Source organism: Haloferax prahovense DSM 18310 (assembly GCF_000336815.1).
Taxonomy (GTDB): Archaea; Halobacteriota; Halobacteria; order Halobacteriales; family Haloferacaceae; genus Haloferax; species Haloferax prahovense.
Genome location: NZ_AOLG01000008.1, coordinates 425,192 through 443,741, shown reverse-complemented (window position 1 = coordinate 443,741; position 18,550 = coordinate 425,192). Strand labels below are relative to the sequence as shown.

Annotated in this window: 21 protein-coding genes; 11 read left to right on the top strand and 10 right to left on the bottom strand. The window is 68.5% G+C overall.

The features are described 5' to 3' along the window. Positions 1-7: 7 nt before the first annotated feature. The 3 genes from pdxT (at position 8) to C457_RS02330 (ending at position 2,483) form a co-directional block, all read left to right on the top strand. Positions 8-616, top strand: a complete 609-nt coding sequence (gene pdxT, locus C457_RS02340; protein ID WP_008091619.1) for a pyridoxal 5'-phosphate synthase glutaminase subunit PdxT — start codon at positions 8-10, stop codon at positions 614-616. Positions 617-712: 96 nt separating this feature from the next. Next, on the top strand, positions 713-1,015 hold the full coding sequence (gene hisE / locus C457_RS02335; protein WP_008091617.1) for a phosphoribosyl-ATP diphosphatase: 303 nt from the start codon (positions 713-715) through the stop codon (positions 1,013-1,015). Between the two features lie 214 nt (positions 1,016-1,229). Further along, entirely contained in the window at positions 1,230-2,483 is a 1,254-nt protein-coding gene (locus C457_RS02330; protein WP_008091616.1) for an MFS transporter, read from the top strand. Positions 2,484-2,513: 30 nt separating this feature from the next. Here the strand turns inward: C457_RS02330 and npdG are convergent, their stop codons facing one another. After that, positions 2,514-3,182: an NADPH-dependent F420 reductase gene (gene npdG, locus C457_RS02325; RefSeq protein WP_008091614.1), complete on the bottom strand. Its 669-nt coding sequence runs from the start codon at positions 3,180-3,182 to the stop codon at positions 2,514-2,516. A gap of 106 nt (positions 3,183-3,288) precedes the next feature. On the opposite strand from npdG, the gene C457_RS02320 reads away from it, so the two are divergent. Further along, the gene (locus C457_RS02320) at positions 3,289-3,489 is read left to right on the top strand and encodes a hypothetical protein (protein WP_008091612.1); all 201 of its coding nucleotides are present in this window, start codon (positions 3,289-3,291) and stop codon (positions 3,487-3,489) included. A gap of 4 nt (positions 3,490-3,493) precedes the next feature. Here C457_RS02320 and C457_RS02315 read toward each other — a convergent pair whose 3' ends face one another. From C457_RS02315 to C457_RS02305, 3 genes are read right to left on the bottom strand one after another with little or no spacing between them, the layout of a single operon-like run. Further along, positions 3,494-3,706, bottom strand: coding sequence for a DUF7534 family protein (locus C457_RS02315; RefSeq protein ID WP_008091611.1), 213 nt, complete (start codon positions 3,704-3,706; stop codon positions 3,494-3,496). A 49-nt stretch (positions 3,707-3,755) separates the two neighbouring features. Continuing rightward, positions 3,756-4,610, bottom strand: coding sequence for a TIGR01548 family HAD-type hydrolase (locus C457_RS02310; RefSeq protein ID WP_008091609.1), 855 nt, complete (start codon positions 4,608-4,610; stop codon positions 3,756-3,758). A 52-nt stretch (positions 4,611-4,662) separates the two neighbouring features. Further along, entirely contained in the window at positions 4,663-5,094 is a 432-nt protein-coding gene (locus C457_RS02305) for a UPF0146 family protein (protein WP_008091607.1), read from the bottom strand. Between the two features lie 39 nt (positions 5,095-5,133). Here C457_RS02305 and C457_RS02300 point away from each other — a divergent pair, with 39 nt between their 5' ends. From C457_RS02300 to rtcA, 3 genes are read left to right on the top strand one after another with little or no spacing between them, the layout of a single operon-like run. Beyond that, positions 5,134-5,655, top strand: a complete 522-nt coding sequence (locus C457_RS02300) for an archaemetzincin family Zn-dependent metalloprotease (RefSeq protein WP_004969113.1) — start codon at positions 5,134-5,136, stop codon at positions 5,653-5,655. A gap of 58 nt (positions 5,656-5,713) precedes the next feature. After that, a complete protein-coding gene (locus C457_RS02295) occupies positions 5,714-6,163 on the top strand; it encodes a universal stress protein (protein ID WP_008091603.1) in 450 nt (149 codons plus the stop codon). Next, the gene (rtcA, locus tag C457_RS02290) at positions 6,164-7,279 is read left to right on the top strand and encodes an RNA 3'-terminal phosphate cyclase (protein ID WP_008091602.1); all 1,116 of its coding nucleotides are present in this window, start codon (positions 6,164-6,166) and stop codon (positions 7,277-7,279) included. A 24-nt stretch (positions 7,280-7,303) separates the two neighbouring features. Here rtcA and C457_RS02285 read toward each other — a convergent pair whose 3' ends face one another. The 4 genes from C457_RS02285 to C457_RS02270 form a co-directional block, all read right to left on the bottom strand. Beyond that, positions 7,304-7,786 (bottom strand): YbhB/YbcL family Raf kinase inhibitor-like protein, encoded by a 483-nt coding sequence (locus tag C457_RS02285; protein ID WP_008091600.1) that lies wholly within the window; start codon positions 7,784-7,786, stop codon positions 7,304-7,306. 55 nt (positions 7,787-7,841) lie between these two features. Next, positions 7,842-8,765 (bottom strand): VOC family protein, encoded by a 924-nt coding sequence (locus tag C457_RS02280; protein ID WP_008091599.1) that lies wholly within the window; start codon positions 8,763-8,765, stop codon positions 7,842-7,844. Positions 8,766-8,896: 131 nt separating this feature from the next. Further along, positions 8,897-10,711: a ribosome biogenesis/translation initiation ATPase RLI gene (locus C457_RS02275; protein WP_008091598.1), complete on the bottom strand. Its 1,815-nt coding sequence runs from the start codon at positions 10,709-10,711 to the stop codon at positions 8,897-8,899. A 2-nt stretch (positions 10,712-10,713) separates the two neighbouring features. Then, a complete protein-coding gene (locus tag C457_RS02270) occupies positions 10,714-11,028 on the bottom strand; it encodes an EMC6-like membrane protein (protein WP_008091597.1) in 315 nt (104 codons plus the stop codon). A 124-nt stretch (positions 11,029-11,152) separates the two neighbouring features. Here C457_RS02270 and C457_RS02265 point away from each other — a divergent pair, with 124 nt between their 5' ends. Then, complete coding sequence (locus C457_RS02265; protein ID WP_004044502.1) at positions 11,153-11,446, top strand: MarR family transcriptional regulator; 294 nt, start codon at positions 11,153-11,155, stop codon at positions 11,444-11,446. A 120-nt stretch (positions 11,447-11,566) separates the two neighbouring features. Here the strand turns inward: C457_RS02265 and C457_RS02260 are convergent, their stop codons facing one another. Further along, entirely contained in the window at positions 11,567-13,447 is a 1,881-nt protein-coding gene (locus tag C457_RS02260) for a PINc/VapC family ATPase (protein ID WP_008091591.1), read from the bottom strand. Positions 13,448-13,543: 96 nt separating this feature from the next. Beyond that, entirely contained in the window at positions 13,544-15,175 is a 1,632-nt protein-coding gene (locus C457_RS02255) for a methyl-accepting chemotaxis protein (protein ID WP_008091589.1), read from the bottom strand. Between the two features lie 159 nt (positions 15,176-15,334). On the opposite strand from C457_RS02255, the gene C457_RS02250 reads away from it, so the two are divergent. The 3 genes from C457_RS02250 to C457_RS21085 all read left to right on the top strand — a co-directional run bounded on the left by C457_RS02250 (position 15,335) and on the right by C457_RS21085 (position 18,540). Continuing rightward, the gene (locus C457_RS02250; RefSeq protein ID WP_008091586.1) at positions 15,335-16,429 is read left to right on the top strand and encodes a M20 family metallopeptidase; all 1,095 of its coding nucleotides are present in this window, start codon (positions 15,335-15,337) and stop codon (positions 16,427-16,429) included. A gap of 328 nt (positions 16,430-16,757) precedes the next feature. Then, the gene (locus tag C457_RS02245; RefSeq protein WP_008091584.1) at positions 16,758-18,272 is read left to right on the top strand and encodes a carboxypeptidase M32; all 1,515 of its coding nucleotides are present in this window, start codon (positions 16,758-16,760) and stop codon (positions 18,270-18,272) included. A gap of 91 nt (positions 18,273-18,363) precedes the next feature. Next, a complete protein-coding gene (locus C457_RS21085; protein ID WP_004973500.1) occupies positions 18,364-18,540 on the top strand; it encodes an HVO_0416 family zinc finger protein in 177 nt (58 codons plus the stop codon). Positions 18,541-18,550: the final 10 nt, after the last annotated feature.

Sequence of the window (18,550 nt, the reverse complement as noted above, 5' to 3'; positions counted from 1 at the left end):
CCCCTCCATGACTACGCTACGCGCCGGCGTCGTCGCCGTGCAGGGCGACGTGTCCGAGCACGCCGACGCCGTCGAGCGGGCCGCCGCGGCCCACGGCGTCGACGCCGAAATCGTCGAGATTCGAAGCGACGGCCTCGTCCCCGACTGCGACGTGTTACTCATGCCGGGCGGCGAGTCCACGACCATCTCCCGGCTTCTCGAACGCGAGGGCATCGCCAACGAGATTCGCGCCCACGTCGACGCCGGGAAACCCGTCCTCGCCACCTGCGCCGGCCTCATCGTCGCCTCCCGCGACGCCAAGGACGACCGCGTGACCACGCTCGACCTCCTCGACGTGACGGTCGACCGCAACGCCTTCGGCCGGCAGGTCGACAGCTTCGAGGCCCCGCTGGACGTGGCCGGCCTCGACTCGCCGTTCCCCGCGGTGTTCATCCGCGCACCCCTCATCGACGAGGTCGGCGACGGCGTGGAGGTGCTCGCCGAGTGGGACGGCAACCCGGTCGCCGTCCGCGACGGCCCCGTCGTCGGCACCTCGTTCCACCCCGAACTGACGCCCGACAGCCGTATCCACGACCTCGCGTTCTTCGACGAACTGGCGGTCGAAGTCGACGCCTGAGCGGAGCGCTCGACCGGCGGCGCGGACTCCCCGACGGGGGTGCCGCCGGTCACCGGAACCAGAGGGTCTTTTTCCGCGCCCGCCCGTCGTGCGACCATGGACGCCGACACCCCGACCGAGGAGGTCTTAGACGAACTCTTTGCGACTATCGAGTCGCGCAAGGCGGAACTCCCCGAGGACTCCTACACGACGACGCTGTTTACCCACGAGAAAGGCGAGAACTACGTCCTCGAAAAGCTCGGCGAGGAGATGACGGAGACCATCCTCGCGGCCAAGGACGACGACCGCGAGGAACTGCTCTACGAGAGCGCCGACCTCGTCTACCACCTGCTCGTCCTGCTGTCGATGAAGGACGCCTCGCTCGACGACCTGCGCGAAGAGCTGAAAAACCGCTTCTGAGACGGTTGACCGCGACCGCGATTGCGACGCCGCCGCCATTCGCCGCTCGCCGCCCGCAGTTCCCGGACGAGACGGCCCGATTGCAAAGCACCAAGAGCGTGCATCCACGATAGCGCACTCTCTCGATGCACGTCTCCCGAACCCGCGTCCGCCAGTTCGCTCCCGCGCATCTCACGCCCCACCGCGCCGCGACCGTCTCCCGAGGGTCGGCCGCGTGAGTCGGCTGTTCGGCGGCGACGAGCCGTCAGTCGAGTTCGTCGCCGGGAGCCTCATCGCGGGCGTCTTCTTCGGCGGCGTCGGCGCGGGCGTCGCCTTCCCGACGCTGCCGACGCTCGGTCCCATCATCGGCATCACGCCGTTCGTGGTCGGTCTCATCCTCTCGGCGAACCGGTTCACCCGACTAGTCGTGAACACGCCCGCCGGGCAGATACTCGACCGGATGGGGACGCGCCGGCCGATGATAGCCGGGTTCGTCGTGCAGGGGCTGTCGCCGTTCGGCTACGTCCTCGGGCTAAATCCCGGCCCGATTCCGCTCGACAGCGCGACTATCTTCCTCCTGTCGCGGGCCTGCTGGGGCGTCGGCTCGGCGTTCGTCTTCGTCGGCGCGTTCAGCACCATCACGCACGTCACCTCGGGCGAAAACCGCGGGAAGTGGGTCGGCTACATGCGCGGCGGCCAGAGCCTCGGGTTCCCCGCGGGCCTCGTCGTCGGCGGCCTCGTCACCGACGCGTTCGGCTACGCCACCGCGTTCGCCGTCGCGGGCTGTGCGGGCCTGTTCGCCGCCCTCGTCGCCATCTCCGTCCTCCCGGACGTGAAGACCGACGTGACGGCGGCGAGTTCGCTCCGCGACGTGCCGCGACTGGTCGGCTCCGACATCCGCATCTTCACCGTCGGCACCGTCAACTTCGCCGTCCGCTTCCTGTTTGCGGGCGTCCTCCTCTCGACGGCCGTGCTGTACGCGACGGCGAACGATATCTCGCTCGGCGGGCTCTCCGGGGCCGGCGTCAGCGGCGTCGTGATGGCCGTCGGCGTCGTCGCGTCGAGCGTCACGACGCTCGTCGTCGGGCGGTACTCCGACCGTCTGTCGAACCGCGCGGCGCTGACGCTGCCCGCGCTGGGCGTCCTCGCGTCCGGGTTCGCGCTGTTGGCGCTCGTGCCGACGCTCCCCTCGACGCTCGCGGGCGTGGCGCTCATCGGCATCGGCGTCGGCGGGTCGAACCCGCCGCTGTTAGCCTATCTCGGCGACCTCAGCCCGGCCGACGACGTGGGCAAACTCGGCGGCGTCTACAACGTCTTCGGCGACTCGGGGTCGACGCTCGGCCCGCTCGTGGCCGTCCCGCTGGCCGAAGTGGTCGGCTTCCGCGTCGAGTACCTCGCCTGCGTCGCGCTCGTCGTCGTCGTCGGACTGCTCGTGGCGCGGACGCTCTACGGGGAGGCGGCGACGGTGCCGCGGTCTGAACTGTCGTGAGAAATCGCGCCGGGTGCGGGTCGGACGCCGCTACTTGAACTCGATGCCGAGGTCGTGCATCCCGTCGTTGTTCTGTGCGACGTTGATGAGAAGCGGCGTCACCGCTTCGATTTCGGCGGCGTTGGCGAGGCCGCCGCCGTCGAGCGCGCGGAGGCCGTCGATGCCCTCGGCGAGCAGGCGCACGGTCTCCTTTGCGTCCTCGTCGTCGGCGACGAGCAGCGTGTCGATGCCGAGGTCGGCGTCGAGGTCGGCCAGTCGACCGGCCGCGAGGTTGTGGAACGCGCCGACCACCGGCACGTCGTCGGGGGCCGCGTCGGCGACGAGCGCCGTCACGCTCCCTGCTTTCGGCGGGTGGTAGTGGAAGCCGTCGTCGTCGCGCTTGATGCCCGCGGCGGGCGTGACGAGCACGTCTCCCTCGGACAGGGAGTCGGCGACGGCCTCGACGGTGTCGGAGACGTGGTACGGCGGCACGGCGAGGACGACCACGGAGGCGCGGTCGGCGGCCATCTCGTTCGTAAAGCCGTTTACCTTCACGTCGCGGCCGCGGCTTGAGAGTTCGGTCTCGTACTCGTCGGCCTTCGCGCGGGCCTTGTCGGGGTCGCGCGACCCGACGATGACCTCGTGGTCGGTGTGGTAGGCCCAGCGGAGGGCGAGGCCCTCGCCGATGTCGCCGGTCCCACCGAGGAGTGCGATTCGCATACTCACACCTCCGGACCGAGCCGACCTAAAGGGTTGTGCGACCGGTCGGTTCTGCCTGTGTCCGCGAGGAGAAAGCGCTATGAGTTCAAAAAACTGCCACGAAAGCGTGAACGAACCGAGGTACGTTCAGGCGCTGACGCTGTGGTTCGTCGTGCTGATTTTCATGCAGACTGCGCCGGGTATCGACGGGGTTCTCGGAACCGCGCTCGGTGTCTTCTGTATCGCGCTGGTATGGGTGCTTCCGGTGTACATCGCCGTCAGGCTGGTCGACGACCTCGGCGCGCGGTTCGGGAGCCGGTCCGGCTGAGGCGTCAGGCGTCGTCGTCGGACTCGACGAGCGCCTGTACCCGCTCGAAGCCGTCGCGGTAGACGAGCCACCACGCGACCACCGGAGCCAACAGCAACAGCGGCCCGACGAGGAACAACTGCGTGAACGGGTCCGGCGGGAGGAGGTACGTCCCGACGACGACCACGAGCGCGTCGAGCGCGAGCAGCGTGACGACGAAGGCGCGGAGGTGTCCCATCAGCGGCCCTCCGGCGGCGAAACGGGAGTCGGAGTCAGCGTCGGAGCCATCAGTCGAGGAGGTCCGGAACTTCGTTCACGTCCTCGACGACGGCGGCCGCGCCGATTTCGGAGAACTTCTGTCGGCCGTCGTCGCCGGTCAGGCCGCCCGAGAGGACGCCGACGCCGTAGTAGACGCGGTCGGGGTCAGCGGCGTCGGCGTTCAGCGCCGTCTTCACGTCGTCGAGGGTGTCGCCGACGAAGACGACCGACTCGGCTCCGAGGCGCTCCGCGACCGTCACGAGCGCGGCCGGGTGGGGCTTTCCCTCCTCCCAGTCGTCCATCGTGAACCGGTGGTCGTCGGCCACATCGAGGGCGACGCGGTCGAGCGCGATGTCGGCCTCCGCGCTGGGCCGGCCGGTGACGACGCCGAGTTCGCGGTCGCCGAGGGCGTCGAGCGTCTCCTGACGGAGGAGCACGGGTTCGTCGTGGATGTAGCCCGGGGCCTCGAACGGCGGGTCGCCGCCTTCGAGGTCGCGGTAGCGGTCGCTTCCGAGATAGAGCGCCTGAAACGTCTCGCGGAGCGCCTCGGGGTCCCACTCGTCGAAGACGACGCTCGGGTCGGAAAACAGGGCTTCGACGGTCGCCTCGGCGGCGTCGAGGCCGCCGCCGCGGGCCTCGATGTCGTCGGTGAACTCGGCGACCGACAGGTCGGTCTCGCGGGCGGCGAGGACGTACAGCGCCGCCGCGTACGTCAGTTCCCAGTCGTTGTTGAAGCCGCCGGCGTCCTTGAACAGTTGGACCTCGTCGCGGGAGATGGTCGTGCCGTAGTGTCGGTCCACTGATTCGACGATGGCGCGCCGGTAGGAGTCGGCGACGTCGACGAGCACTCCGTCGATATCGAAGACGACAGCGTCCGCGTGCATACCGGAACCGCGCGGCGAGCGGGCAAGTGCCTTACTCTTGGGGCCGGGCGGGCTAGTCCCCCCGGGCGCGCTGGCCCCGCCGTCCGCGCTCGGCGACGTACAGCGTGTCGCCCGGAAGCGTCTCGCGGGCGACCGGAATTGAGGGTTCGTCGTAGCCGAGCGTGGTGAACAGGAAGTCGGCGTCGGCGCGGCGGGCGACCTCCGCGGCGGGCCGGTGAAGTTCGACGGGGACGTTCAGAGCGTAGACGACGCCGGCGTCGGCGTAGGGACCGAGGTCGGGGGCGTCGGCGCGGGCGAACACGTCGTCGCGGACGAACGAGACACCCTCGGGGACGGGGAACTCGTGTACGTCGACGGCGACCACGTCGACCCCGCGGTCGGCGAGGGCAGCCGCCACCGACGGCTCCCGGCCGACCCCGACTTCGACCGCGCGGTCGTACCCCGACAACCGTGCGACGAGCGCGTCGCGCAGCGATTTTTTCACGTCGGGATATTTATGAAGCGTCCCCGCTTAATCCCTCGCATGCTCGTCGATATCGTGCCTATCGGGGATATTTCTGCGGCCGTCAAGCGGGAGGCATCCGCCGGACTCCGCTCCGTCTACGACTGCGACGTGACCGTGCACTCGAATCAGGCGATTCCCGAGGGCGCGTTCGACCGGAGCCGAAACCAGTACCGGGCCGAGCAGTTCATCGAGCTGGCGAGCCGCATCGGTCGCGGCGAGAAGAACATCGGCATCACGGAAAAGGACCTCTACTACCGCCGCCGAAACTACGTCTTCGGCCTCGCGTACCTCAACGGCAACGGCTCCGTCATCTCCACGTACCGCCTCCAGACCTCCACGGACGGCGGCATCACGAACAAGCCCGCCGACGAGGTGCTGTCCGACCGCGTGCGAAAGGAGGTCGTCCACGAAATCGGCCACACCCTCGGCCTCGAGCACTGCGACAACAACAAGTGCGTCATGTCCTTCTCGCCGACGGTCCGCGAGGTGGACGTGAAAGAAGAGAACCTCTGCGGCACCTGCAGTCGGCTCGTCCACTAGTTCTCCGAACGCGAGCGCCGTCTCACCCTTTTTCTCGTCTCGGCACCTGTATTCAGGTATGAACTTCGTCGTTGCAGTAGACGGCTCTGCGGCCGCCGATAGAGCGCTCGACCACGCGCTCACGATGCTCGAACCGCTGGGTGCGACGGTCACCATCGTCCACGCGGTCGAACCGCAGGTCCTCGTCGAAGGCGGCGAGGAACCCGTCGCGGGGGTCGCCAGAACCGGCGACCGAATCGTCGCCGAGAGCCTCGAAGACGCGGAATCGCGCGCCGAACACGTCATACAAGCGGCCGCCGAACGCGCCGCCGACGCGGGCGTCGAAGCGACCACGGAACTCCTCTACGGCGACCCCGTCGAGGCGATTCCGACCTACGCCGACGAGTCAGGTGCCGAGGGCATCTTCGTCGGCCACCGCGGCCTCTCGAAACGCTACGAGGGGCTGGTCGGGAGCGTCGCCAAGGAACTGGTCGAGCGGGCGTCCTGCCCCGTCACCGTCGTCCGCTGAATGCGCCGACTCGACGGGCGGGAGGGCGGCGGACAGCCCCTCAGGACCGCCCTCGCCCTCTCGGTCGTGACCGGCGAGCCGTTCGAGATGACGAACGTCCGCGGGAACCGCTCGACGCCCGGGCTGAAGGCCCAGCACGTCGCCTGCGTCTCCGTCGCCGCGGCCGTCTCGAACGCCGACGTCGCCGGCGACGAGGTCGGGTCGTCGACGCTCCGCTTTTCCCCCCGCAACGTCCGAGCCGACCCGGTCGAGGCGGCCGTCGGCACCGCCGGGAGCGCGACGCTCGTCTGCGAGACGCTGCTCCCCGCGGCCGTCGCTCTCGACGACCCGCTCTCGCTCACCGTCACCGGCGGCACCGACGTTCGGTGGTCGCCGCCTGCGGACTACCTCCGGTACGCGAAGCGTCCGCTGTGTTCGGCGTTCGGCGTCGAGTTCGGCGTCTCGGTGCCTCGTCGCGGCTTCTACCCGGCCGGCGGGGGCACGCTTTCGCTCCGCATCGAACCGGCCGAGCCGACACCGGTCGAACTGACTCGCCGCGCGGAGCCCGACGAACTTCGAGTCTACTCGGTCGCGAGCGAGTCGCTCGCTGACGCCGCGGTGGCCGAGCGACAGGTCGAGGGCGTCCGCGACGCGCTCGCCGAGGCGGGCGTCGACCTCCCGATTCGGTCGTCGGTCTCGTCGGTCGAGAGCGACTCGCCCGGTTCGGCCGTGGTCGTCGTCGCTCGGGGCGGAGAAGACGAGAGAGGCGGCGACGGCTCCGCGTCGCTCGTCGCCGGCTTCGACGCCTACGGCGAGCGCGGCACGCCGGCCGAGACGGTCGGGTCGCGGGCGGCCGACTCGCTTCTCGACTGGCTCGGCGGCGACGCGCCGGTTGACCGCCACATGGCCGACCAACTGCTCGTCTGGGTCGCGCTCGCCGGGGGTCGCGTACGGATTCCCGCCGTCACGGACCACGTGCGGACGAACCTCGGCGTGATTCGTGCCTTCGGCTACGACGTGTCGCTTCGGGCGGGCGAAGACGGCGACCGCGGCGCGGGGTCGGGCGCTGGCGCAGGTCCGGGGACGGGGACGGGGACGGGGACGGGCGCGGTCGTCGAGTCAGACGGCGGCCGCTGACCGGAAGAACCGGCTTCGGCAGCCTCAGGGCGCGTATTTCCCGGTCAGTTGCGTCTCGGCGGTGACGTGTCCCGCGATGGCGCGTTTCAGGTCGGCTTTCGTCGCACCGGCGTCGAGGTCGAGGGAGGTGTCGAGCGCGTACAACAGGAACCGATAAGTGTGCTCGCCGTCCGGCGGGTTCGGGCCGCCGTAGTCCCGTTCGCCGTAGCTGTTGGTTCCCTCGACCGCGCCCGGCGGCGTCTCGCCCGCCTCGATGGCGTCGGTCTCGGGGTCGATGTTCCAGACCAGCCAGTGGTCCCACACCTTGCCCGCGGGTTTCACCGCGTCGGGGTCGTCCATCACGAGGGCGAGCGAGGCGGTCCCGGGGGGAACGCCGCCGATTCGGAGCGGTGGGCTCTCGTTTTCGGTCGCGTAGCCGTGGGTGCGGGGTATCGGGCTTCCGTCGTCGAACGCCGGGCTTCGGAGGGTGAGCCCGCGGCGGCGCTCGCTCGAATCACTCGATATCATTACCCGCCCGTTGGGCGACTAGCGACAAAACGATTCGTTCGGCCGAATCGACCCGTCAGCCGCCGTGAACGACGCGGATTTGGATTTCATCGGGGTCGGAGACGACGAGCGAGTCGGTCGCGCCGGCCGCGTCGCCGTCCCCGGATTCGTCCCCGTCGAACCCGCCGTCGTCGAACCCGTGGCCACCGTCGGCCAGCGACTCCCGGACCGCGTCGAGTGTCGCGGCGTCGGGGACGACGACTTCGAACCACTCGATGCCGCGGCCCTCACCGGCGGGGGCGCTTCGGGTGTTCCAACTGTTCAGGCCGACGTGGTGGTGGTACTCGCCGGCGGCGACGAACGACGCGCTGGGGTAACCCTCGTCGCGGACGCGCATGCCGAGCGCGTCGACGTAGAAGTCCCGCGAACGGGAGACGTTCGTGACTTCGAGGTGGACGTGTCCGAGGTCGGTGCCGTCGGGCGCGCGGTCCTCGCCGGCGGCGTCGTCGGCGAGCGACCCGAGGTCGAGCGCGAGCGTGTCCATCGACACTCGGCGGTCGTCGGTCCACGGCCACTCCTCGCGGGGCCGGTCGTAGTAGACCTCGACGCCGTTGCCCTCCGGGTCGCGGAAGTACAGCGCCTCGCTGACGAGGTGGTCGGACGCGCCGGAGAAGGTCGCGCCGGCCTCGGTTGCGCGGGTTCTGGCGCGGGAGAGCACGTCGCCGAGCGCGCCTCGGTCGGGCACGCGAACCGCGAGGTGGAACAGCCCGGCCTCCCGGCGACCGCGCTCCGGGGCGTCGGAGTCCTCGTCGAGGACGACGACGGGAATCTCGCCGGCCGAGAGGACCGCCCGCGAACCGTCGCGTTCGCGCTCGACCGCGAGGCCGACCACGTCGCGGTAGAACGGGACGACGCGGTCGAGCGAGCCGACGCGGAGCGCGACCCGGCCGAGGTGGGTGTCGTCCGTGAGCGAGCCATCTGATGAAGGTTGAGTCGTCATATCTCCGTCTTCGAGCGTGACCGTGAAAACGCCCGTAGTAACATCGGAGTCACTCGCGGCGCGAGGTGTAACCGAGGGGGAGGGAGCGAAGAACGGAGAAACGGGGGGTGGAAACGCGAGCGAACGGGTCGCTATTCGGCGTAGTAGTACTCGCCGGCGCGCTTCTGCTCGCGGTCGAGTTGCGAGTCGGGCTTGTTGATGCGCGGGCGCTGGGTGCGCTCGTCGCGGCGGAACGTGATGTCGAGGTCCGACAGGAAGTCGTTCATGCCGTCGCGCATCTCCTGGGGCTTCGAGGCGTGGCCCTCGATGGACGGCTCGCCGTCGAACACCATCAGGCGGTCGGCGAGCAGGTCCATCATGTAGATGTCGTGGTCGATGACCATGACCGTCGCGTCGTGGTTCTCGGCGTAGCGGCGGATGGCCGAGGTGGCCTGCACGCGCTGTTCCACGTCGAGGTGGGCCGACGGCTCGTCAAGCAGGTAGAGGTCGGCGTTCTGTGAGAGACACGCCGCGATGGCGACGCGCTGGCGCTCGCCGCCGGAGAGGTCGGTGAGGTTGCGCTCCATGATGCGGTTGAGCTGGAGCGGGTTCGCGATTTCGGTGTTCCAGTACGACGAACCGAACTGGTCGGTGATGGACGAGAGGAACGCGTCGACCCGCATCGGCTGGTCGATTTCGATGTACTGCGGCTTGTACGAGATGTCGAGCGCGAAGTCGAGTTCGCCCACGTCGGGCGTCAGGTCGCCCGTAAAGAGCTGTGCGAGCGTCGACTTCCCGATGCCGTTGGGGCCGACGATGCCGAGCACTTCGCCGTTGTAGATGGTGCCGGCCTCGACGTCGAGGGAGAACTCGCCGTCGCCGTAGGACTTGGCGAGTTCGGGGTACTCGACGAGGGGTTCGGCCTTCGTCGTCTCGCGCGGCGCGTGCTCCTCGAAGGTGATTGCCTCCGGACGGATGCGCATGTTCTCGTTCGAGAGATACCCCTTCAGGTACTCGTTGATGCCGTTTCTGACCGACTTGGGGTCGGTGATGACACCGTACGCGCCGGGCTCACCGTAGGCGACGTGGAGCGTGTCGGCGAGCAGGTCGAGGATGGCGAGGTCGTGTTCGACCACGAGCACCGCGCGGTCTTCTTCCTCCGCGAGTTCGCGGATGAGCCGCGCGGCGGTGACGCGCTGGCCGATGTCGAGGTACGGCGAAATCTCGTCGAGGAAGTAGAAGTCGCGGTCGCGGGCGAGCGTCGCCGCGAGGGCGACCCGCTGAAGCTCGCCGCCGGAGAGCGTCTCGATGTCGTTGTCGACGACCGGGCCGATGTCGAGGCGGTCGATGTAGGAGTCGAGCGCGCCGCGCTCGTCGGTCGCCTCCAAGAGGTCGCGGGCAGAGCCGTCGAACTGCTTGGGAATCTGGTCGACGTACTGCGGCTTGCGCGCGATGGAGACCTCGCCGTCTCGAACCTGTTCGACGTAGTTCTGGAGTTCGGTCCCGCGGAAGCGGTCGAGGACGGCCTCCCACGTCGGTTCCTCGTCGTAGTTGCCGAGGTTGGGGACCATTTCGCCCGCGAGGGCGCGGACGGCCGTGGTCTTCCCGATACCGTTCGGTCCGAGGATACCCGTGACCGAGCCGGACTCGGGGACCGGAAGGCCGTACAGCGAGAAGGCGTTCTCGCCGTAGCGGTGGGTCGGGTCCTCGTCGAGTTCCGAGGGGAGGTTGATGATTTCGATTGCATCGAAGGGGCACTTCTCGACGCAGATACCGCAGGTCTCACCGAGGCAGATCTCCTCGGAGATGCGCACCTGGTCGGGACCGCCCTGCTCGGCGTCCTCGCCGCGGAGCGTGATGCACTCTTTACCCGTCCGGTTCGGCGGACAGAAGTTCGAGCACTCGTAGCTACAGCGGTCGGGGGAACACCGGTCTAAGTCGACGACGGCGATACTATCGTCGGCCATCGTTAGATCTGAACACCCGAAGTCAGGAGGATGGCGAACGTGATGAACCAGAGCGCGAAGGTCATGAACACCACGTAGAGGTAGTCCTTCACGCCGAACCCGTTGACATCGATGCCGACGACGCGAAGCACCGGGAACTGGACGAGGACGAACGCCCCGAGGATACCCACGGCCAACTGATTGGTCGCGGCCTCGGGACTCGTCCCCACCACAGCCCCGGAGAGCACCGCGGCGGCGATGCCGGCGAGGCAGGCGAGTGTCGTGACCGTCACTCCACGAATATGACTGGAGAGACCGGTCTGCGTTTCCGTGGCCATGTGTTCCTCTGCGATATCCGGCGTCAAAAGGCGTTCGTTCCTGCGGCCGCCGCGCGGATAAAGCGTTGTCGGCCGGTCGCGGGCCAACAAGGTTTATGCTGGTAGCGCGTTTCGATTCGTAACGATGGCTGGAACAGAAGAGGAGAGTCTCGACGACCTCCCACCGAGTGCGAAGCTCGTTTTCAAAGTGCTCGAATACAACGGTCCGCTCACCCAGAAAGGCATCGTCGAAGAGTCGATGCTCTCGGCGCGAACCGTTCGCTACGCGCTCGAACGACTGGAGGGAATCGGTATCGTCGACGAGGACGTCTACTTCGCCGACGCCCGACAGAACCTCTATCAGTTGACCGATCTCGCGCCGCAGCAGGCGCAGGCCAAAGCCGACGGCGGCAAGGAAAAGGCCTGCTGCGCCGAGTAACTAGAACCGCCGCGGAACCACCGCACGCTTCGCAGTCGGTGTCGGAAGAGACCAGTTGCGACGCGTCGCCCCGGTCGAAAACGACCGACAGACGACGAAAACGACGATTCGGCCGTTCTCCTAGGCCGGAACGACCGTAATCTGCTGTTTTCTATCGATAGCGTTCTCCAGTTCCTCGGCGATGGCGCTACCGCGCGAGACCTGAATGTCCCCGCCGCGGCCGACCGTCGCCGTGAACAGGTATTCGTCGTCCGCGCGGACCTCGACGGTCTCGCCGACGTGGCCGTCCATCCGGACGATGACGTGCCGCGAGGTGACCTCGGGCGTCACGACGACGCCCTCGCCGGTCCCGCCGCCGGAACCGGACGCACCGGACTGACCGCCGGCGTTCGCGCCCGCGCGCTGTCCCGACGACGAGGGCTTTTCGTCGTGGGTCCGCACGTCGATATCGATACCGAGGCGGTCTTCGACGTCCGAGATGCGGCCGCCGCCCTTCCCGATGACGTAGGAGATGTCGTCTTCCTCGACGTAGACGACCGCGCGGTTCTGGCCCTTCAGGTCGACGTCGACGTGGCCGCGGGCGATAGAGCGAATCTCGCGTTCGATCTCCTGTTTCGCCAGCCGGGAGACGCCGCTTTCTTTCTCTTCTCCGCCCTCGCCGAGCGGGACGGTGACGACCTGCCGGTTGAACGTGTAAATCTCGTACTTCGGCGTGCCGGTCTCGAAGTCCCGAATCTGGATGACCGGGCGGGCGAGGTCCTCCGCGAAGAGGCCCTCGGGCACCTTGACCTCGGTGCTCACGTCGTACACCGTGTGGACCTCGCCGTCCTCGATGTAGACGACGGTGTCGACGACCTGCGGAATCATGCCGAGTTCGACCCGGCCGACGAGGCGCTGGAGCGCGTCGATGGCGCGGGTGGCGTGGACGACGCCGACCATGCCGACGCCCGCGAGGCGCATGTCGGAGAACACCGAGAAGTCCTCGGTCTTTCTGACCTCGTCGTAGATGGTGTAGTCCGGGCGCACGAGCAGCAGGGAGTCGGCCGTCTTCGCCATGTCGCCGCCGAGGGCGGTGTACTGGGTGATGTCCGGGCCGACCTGCAGGTCGCGGGGCTTTTCCATCGTCTTGACCGCGTAGTCGCTGTCGTTGAGGAACTCGGCGACCGCCTGCGCGAACGTGGACTTCCCGGCACCGGGCGCCCCCGCGATGAGGACGCCGCGCTGGCGCTCGGCGAGTCGGTCGCGGAGTTCGTCGGCGAACTCGTAGTCGTCGAGTTCCGTCTTGACGATGGGCCGGACGGCGGTGATTTCGATGCCGTCGGCGAACGGCGGGCGAGCGACCGCGATGCGGTAGTCGCGGAACTGGACGATGTCCATGCCCGGCTCGGAGAGTTCGACGAAGCCGTCGGTGGCGGCGCGGGCGGAGTTGATGATGTCGTCCGCCCACTCCTTCATCGTCGCCTCGTCGGTCGGCTCGTCGGCGATGGGCTGGTAGTGCATCTCGCCGACCGCGCCGCGTTTGGCCTTCGGGCGGGTGCCGGTCTTGAGGTGGACCGACATCGTCTGGTCGTCGAAGAAGCGCTCGATGATGAGCCCGCCGGAGCCGCGGACCGCGGCCTCGACGTACTCGACCGAGACGCCCTTCGCCTTCGCCACTTCGGCCTGCACCACGTCGCTCGTCAGGAGCGTCGCCGACCGCTCGGTGGCGATGTCGCGGATGAGCGCGTCGATGTCGCCCTCGCCGGCACCCTTCGTCTCGCCGGAACTCGGGCGGCGACCGACGTACTTGAGGTCGATGACGCCGTCGTCGGCGAATTCCGCGAGACGCTGGAGTTCGGAGAGGCCCTCCCAGCCCGTGTCACGGCCGTCGTTGGCCTGCGATTCGAGTTCGCTGACGACCGCCTCGGGGACGAGTACGTCGGCACCCTCGTAGGTGCCGTCGTCGACTCGCTCGGACACGCGACCGTCGATGACCGCGCTCGTGTCCGGCACTATCTTCATGCGCGTGGGTTTGGGCGGGTGACGGATAAGGTTGTAGATAAAAGCGGTGACACCGCCGACGGGGCGGCGGGTGGGACCGCGGCTCTCGACTTCGATTCAGTCGTCGCCGGGCGCGACCGCTCGCTTCCCGCCGATGACTTCGAACGACCCGACGAGGCCGTCGAGGTCGGCCGCCCGCGACGACAGCACCTCGGTCTGGTCCGCGAGGTCACCGATGGACGTGGACTGTTCCTGTGCCGTCTCGACGACGGTCCGCGACTGACCGGAAGTCTCCTCGGAGATGTTGGCAACGTCGTCGACGCGGGCGGCGATATCCGCCGCCGACGTGGCCTGCTGGTCGGTCGCGGCGCTCACCTCGGCCACGCTGGCGTCGATGTCCGTCACCATGTCCACGATGCTCTCGAACTCGCCGATGGCCTCGGTGACGGTCTCCAGGCTGTCGGCGACCTGCCGGTTCATCTCCCGCACGTCGGCGAGCGTCTCCTCGGAGTGGTCGGTGATGTCGGCGATGAGGCCGGACACCTCGTCGGCCGAGTCGCGAGTCTCCTCGGCGAGCGACTTGACCTCCTGAGCGACGACGCCGAAGCCGTCGCCGGCCTCGCCCGCGTGGGCGGCCTCGATGGCCGCGTTGATGGCGAGCAGGTCGGTCTGGGACCCCACGTGCTCGATGAACGCCGCGATTTCGTCTATCTCCTCGATACTCTCCGTGAGTTCGGCGACGGCGTCGGCGGTGCGGTCGATGCGAGCCTCCACGGTGTCCAGCTCCCGCATCGCCTCGGTCGCCGCGTCCCGGCCGACCTCGCCGCGCTCGGAGGCCGTCTCGGCGGTGGTGGCGACCTCGTCCGCGGAGGCGGCTATCTCCTCGACGGTCGCCGAGAGCGTGTTGAGTTCGTCGGAGACGGTCTGGAGGTGCTCGGTCTGCGCCCCCGCGCCGTCGGAGATTTCGGTGACCGAAGCGGCGACTTCCTCGCTGGCGGCGTCGGCCCGGCGGACGTGCTCGCGGGCGGTCGAACTCATCTCCGACACCGCCTGCGCGAACGACTGCACCTCGCCGATGGTCGACGAGAGGGTGCGGACGAGGTCGTTGTAGGTCGCCGCGACCTCCTCGTATCGCTCGTCGTCGACGCCCCAGTCGTCGGTGTCGATGGTGACGGTGAGGTCTCCCGCCTGCGCCCGCGAGGTCGCCTCGGCGAACGCTTCCACGAGGTGCTGGAGGTTACGCGTGTAGTCGGCGAGGTCGCGCTGCATCCGGTCGAGCGCGTCGCCGAACTCGCCCGGTAAGTCCTCGTCGAGCGCCGGGTCGTCGAACCGCTGGTCGGCGAGCGCGCCCGCCTGCGAGGCGACGATACAGAGGTGGTCGTGCATCGCGGCGAAGTCGTCGGCAAGCCGAGCCACCTCGTCGTTCCCGGTCACGTCTGGGGGCCGGGCCGAGAGGTCGCCCGCCGCGACGCCCGCGGCCGCCGACGAGATGGACTCGATAGGCGAGACGATGTCTTTTCGCGTGATGATAATCGTGTTGACGAACGCGAGGCCGGCACCGAACAGGAAGAGCGCCGAGAGTTCGAGTCGGAGCGCGCCGGTCGCGACCCACGGGAGCGCGGCCTGTGCGAGAGAGACCGCAAACTGGATGGCAACGGCTGCGACGACCTTTCTCTCGACCGAGTCCGAGATTCCAAGCGCGTCCATGCTTCCCCAGAGCAACCGTTCGTACGTCGAGACGAGTCGCATACTCGGACGTGCAGGGAACGCACAATAAGCCGGGCCGTGCATTCTCGAATATTGATAACGGCGGGTGCCGCGTGGCGACAGTCGTCCTCGGCTGCGGCGGGCCCACGCGCGGACTGCCGGACGCCACACGCTTTTGGAGCGACCCCTCGACGGGCCCGCATGGACGAACTCCGCGACCTCACGGCGGCCCTCGTGTCGGTGCCGAGCCACGAAGACGAGACCGCCGTCGGCGACCGCATCGAATCGTGGCTCCGCGAGGAGACCGACGCCGACGTGACCAGAGACGACGCGGGGAACGTCGTCGCCCGCGTCAACCCCGGCGTCGGCGAATCGCTCGCGCTCGTCGGCCACCACGACGTGGTCCCGCCGGCCGACCGACAGACGACGGACGACGGCGACTACGTGGTCGAGACCCGCGACGGCCGACTCTACGGCCGCGGCTCGGCGGACATGAAAGGGGCCGTCGCGGCCTCGATGCTCGCCTTCCGCGACGCCACCGCCGAGGTCGATTCTGAGGTCGTCTTCGCCTCGTTCGTCGGCGAGGAAATCGGCGGGGAAGGCGTCCGCGCCGCCCTCGACGACGGCTTCGAACTCGACTACGCCGTCGTCGCCGAGGGGTCGACGAACTACACCGGTCCCGACCGGACCGACGTGGTGGTCGCCCACCGCGGCCGCCGGGCGAGCACCCTCGTCGCGTCGGGGACCGCCTGCCACGCCAGCGAACCCGAGCGCGGCGAGAACGCCGTCTACCGCGCGACCGACGCCGTGGACGTGGTCCGCGACCTCTCGGTGCCGGACGCCGAGGTCCTCGGCCACCCCGTCTCGGGGAGCATCGCCGTCACCGAAATCGACGGCGGGAGCGCGTGGAACGTCATCCCGGACCGCTGTGAAGTGACCATCGACGAGCGGACCGTCCCCGGCGGCTTCGCCGACCTCGCGCGGACGGCGGAACTCGAGGGCGTCGAGTGGGTCGTCGAACAGGACCTCCCGCCGATGGCGTGCGACGACGCCGACTTCGCCGAGCGCGTCCTCGACGCCGCCCGGTCGGTTCACGAGGCCCGCAGCGACGCGGAGCCGGAGCAGACGACGAAGCCCCACGCGACCGACGCCGGATGGCTGGCGCAGGCCGGGACGACCTGCGTCGTCTACGGCCCCTCGGAGCCGGGCGAGGCGCACACGAAAAACGAGAGCGTGTCGCTCGACGTGCTGGCGCGGTGTTACGAGACGTACCGTGGCCTCGTGGAAGACTGGTGAGAGCGGTCAAAACCCCCCGCGACGACGCCTGAACACACCACCCGCGACGACTCCCGACAAACCACCGGGCGGGACTGAAAGGGGCCGCGAGCGAGGGCGAACCCCGGCGGCGTGAGCACCGCAGGCCGGAGGCCGAGGAGCGCGCGTCGCCGCGGGAGTCGTCGCTCGCGGGGGCTTTCGCGGTGGTATCGACCGCGGCTGTTACGGCGGCGGGGGCGATTCCGGTATCCTCGGGGACGGAGCGACAAGCGACAACCGCGTATCAAAAGCCCACCACGGATAACCGGCTCCTGCGATTTAATACGCCTCCGAGACCACCATTCGTACTATGGCGCAATCCTCCGCAGAGTCCGACTCGGAGTCGGCGTACGACCAGCTTCTCCAGAAGTACAAGCGAATCGCCAACGTCGAGAACGCCGGCGGCATCCTCTCGTGGGACCAGCAGGTCATGATGCCCGACGAGGGGACGCCCGCGCGCTCCCAGCAGATGTCGGCGCTGTCGGCGCTGAGCCACGAACTCCTGACCGACGACGAGTTCGGAGAACTCCTCGACTCGGCCGAGGCCGACGACCCGACCGACGAGCAGGCCGACGTGCTGCGCGAACTCCGCCGCGACTACGAGCGGGCGGCCCGCGTGCCGAACGACCTCGTCGAGAAGATTTCCGCGGCGTCCTCGGAGGCCATCCCGGCGTGGAAGCAGGCGAAGGCCGAAGACGACTTCGAGACGTTCGCGCCGCATCTGGAGAAGCACGTCGAACTGAAGCGGCAGTACGCCGAGCACATCGACCCCGACCGCGACCCCTACGAGGTGCTGTTCGAGGACTACGAGCCGTGTCTGCCCCTCGAACAGGCCGAGGAGATTCTCGCCGAGGTGCGCGAGGTGCTCGTCCCGATGATAGAGGACATCCGCGAGTCCGACGTCGACCTCGCGGTGGACGCCTTCGAGGGCGAGTTCCCCGAGGAAGACCAGGAGACGCTCGTCCGCGACGCGCTCTCGACGCTCGGCTACCCGTGGGAGCGCGGCCGCCTCGACACCGCCCCGCACCCGTTCTCGTCGGGGACGCAGTTCGACGCCCGCGTGACGACCCGCTACGACGAGTCCGACGTGCTCGGGTCGCTGTTCTCGACCGTCCACGAGTTCGGCCACGCGCTGTACACGCTCGGCCTGCCGGACGAACACTACGCGACGCCGCTCGGTGAGAACCGCAACCTCTCAGTCCACGAGTCGCAGTCGCGGCTCTGGGAGAACCACGTCGGGCGCTCGCGGGCCTTCTGGCGGCACTTCCTGCCCACGCTCGAAGACCGGTTCCCGGAGGTCGACGCGACGGTCGAGGAGGCCTACGAGGCCGCCAATCAGGTGTACGACGACAACCTCATCCGCGTCGAGGCGGACGAACTGACCTACCACCTGCACATCGTCATCCGGTTCGAACTCGAACGCGAACTCATCGCCGGCGACCTCGCCGTCGAGGACGTGCCGGAGGCGTGGAACGACAAGTACGAGGAGTACCTCGGCATCCGCCCGGACACCGATTCCGAGGGCTGTCTGCAGGACATCCACTGGGCGTACGGGAACTTCGGCTACTTCCCGACCTACTCGCTCGGCTCCATCATGGCCGCCCAGCTGTTTTCGGCCGCCGAGGAGGACATCGACGACCTCGACGGGAAACTGGCCGACGGCGAGTTCGGCGACCTCCGCGAGTGGCTCCGCGAGAACGTCCACCAGCACGGCCGCCGCTACGAGACCAACGACCTCGTGAAACGGGCCACCGGTGAAGATTTCGCCGCCGACGCGTTCCTCGACTACGTGGAGTCGAAGTACGGGTCGCTGTACGACCTGTAGGCGAGACTGACAGTCCGCCGCAGTCCCCCGATTTTCGACGCTTCGGAGTCGTCGCAGGAACTAAATAGGGGTATGCCATATCATACCACGTATGGCCTCAGCACCCAGTGACGACTTGTTCGACCAGTTCTTGACCGACCGCGGTCACGAGACAGAACCGGTACGCTGGGACCGATCCTATAACAAGCTGCAGTGTCCCGACTGCGGGGCTCTGCACGACATGGGCGCGGCGACCTGCTCCGTCTGCGGGTGGGTGCCGGAGGCCTGACGCGTCCGAA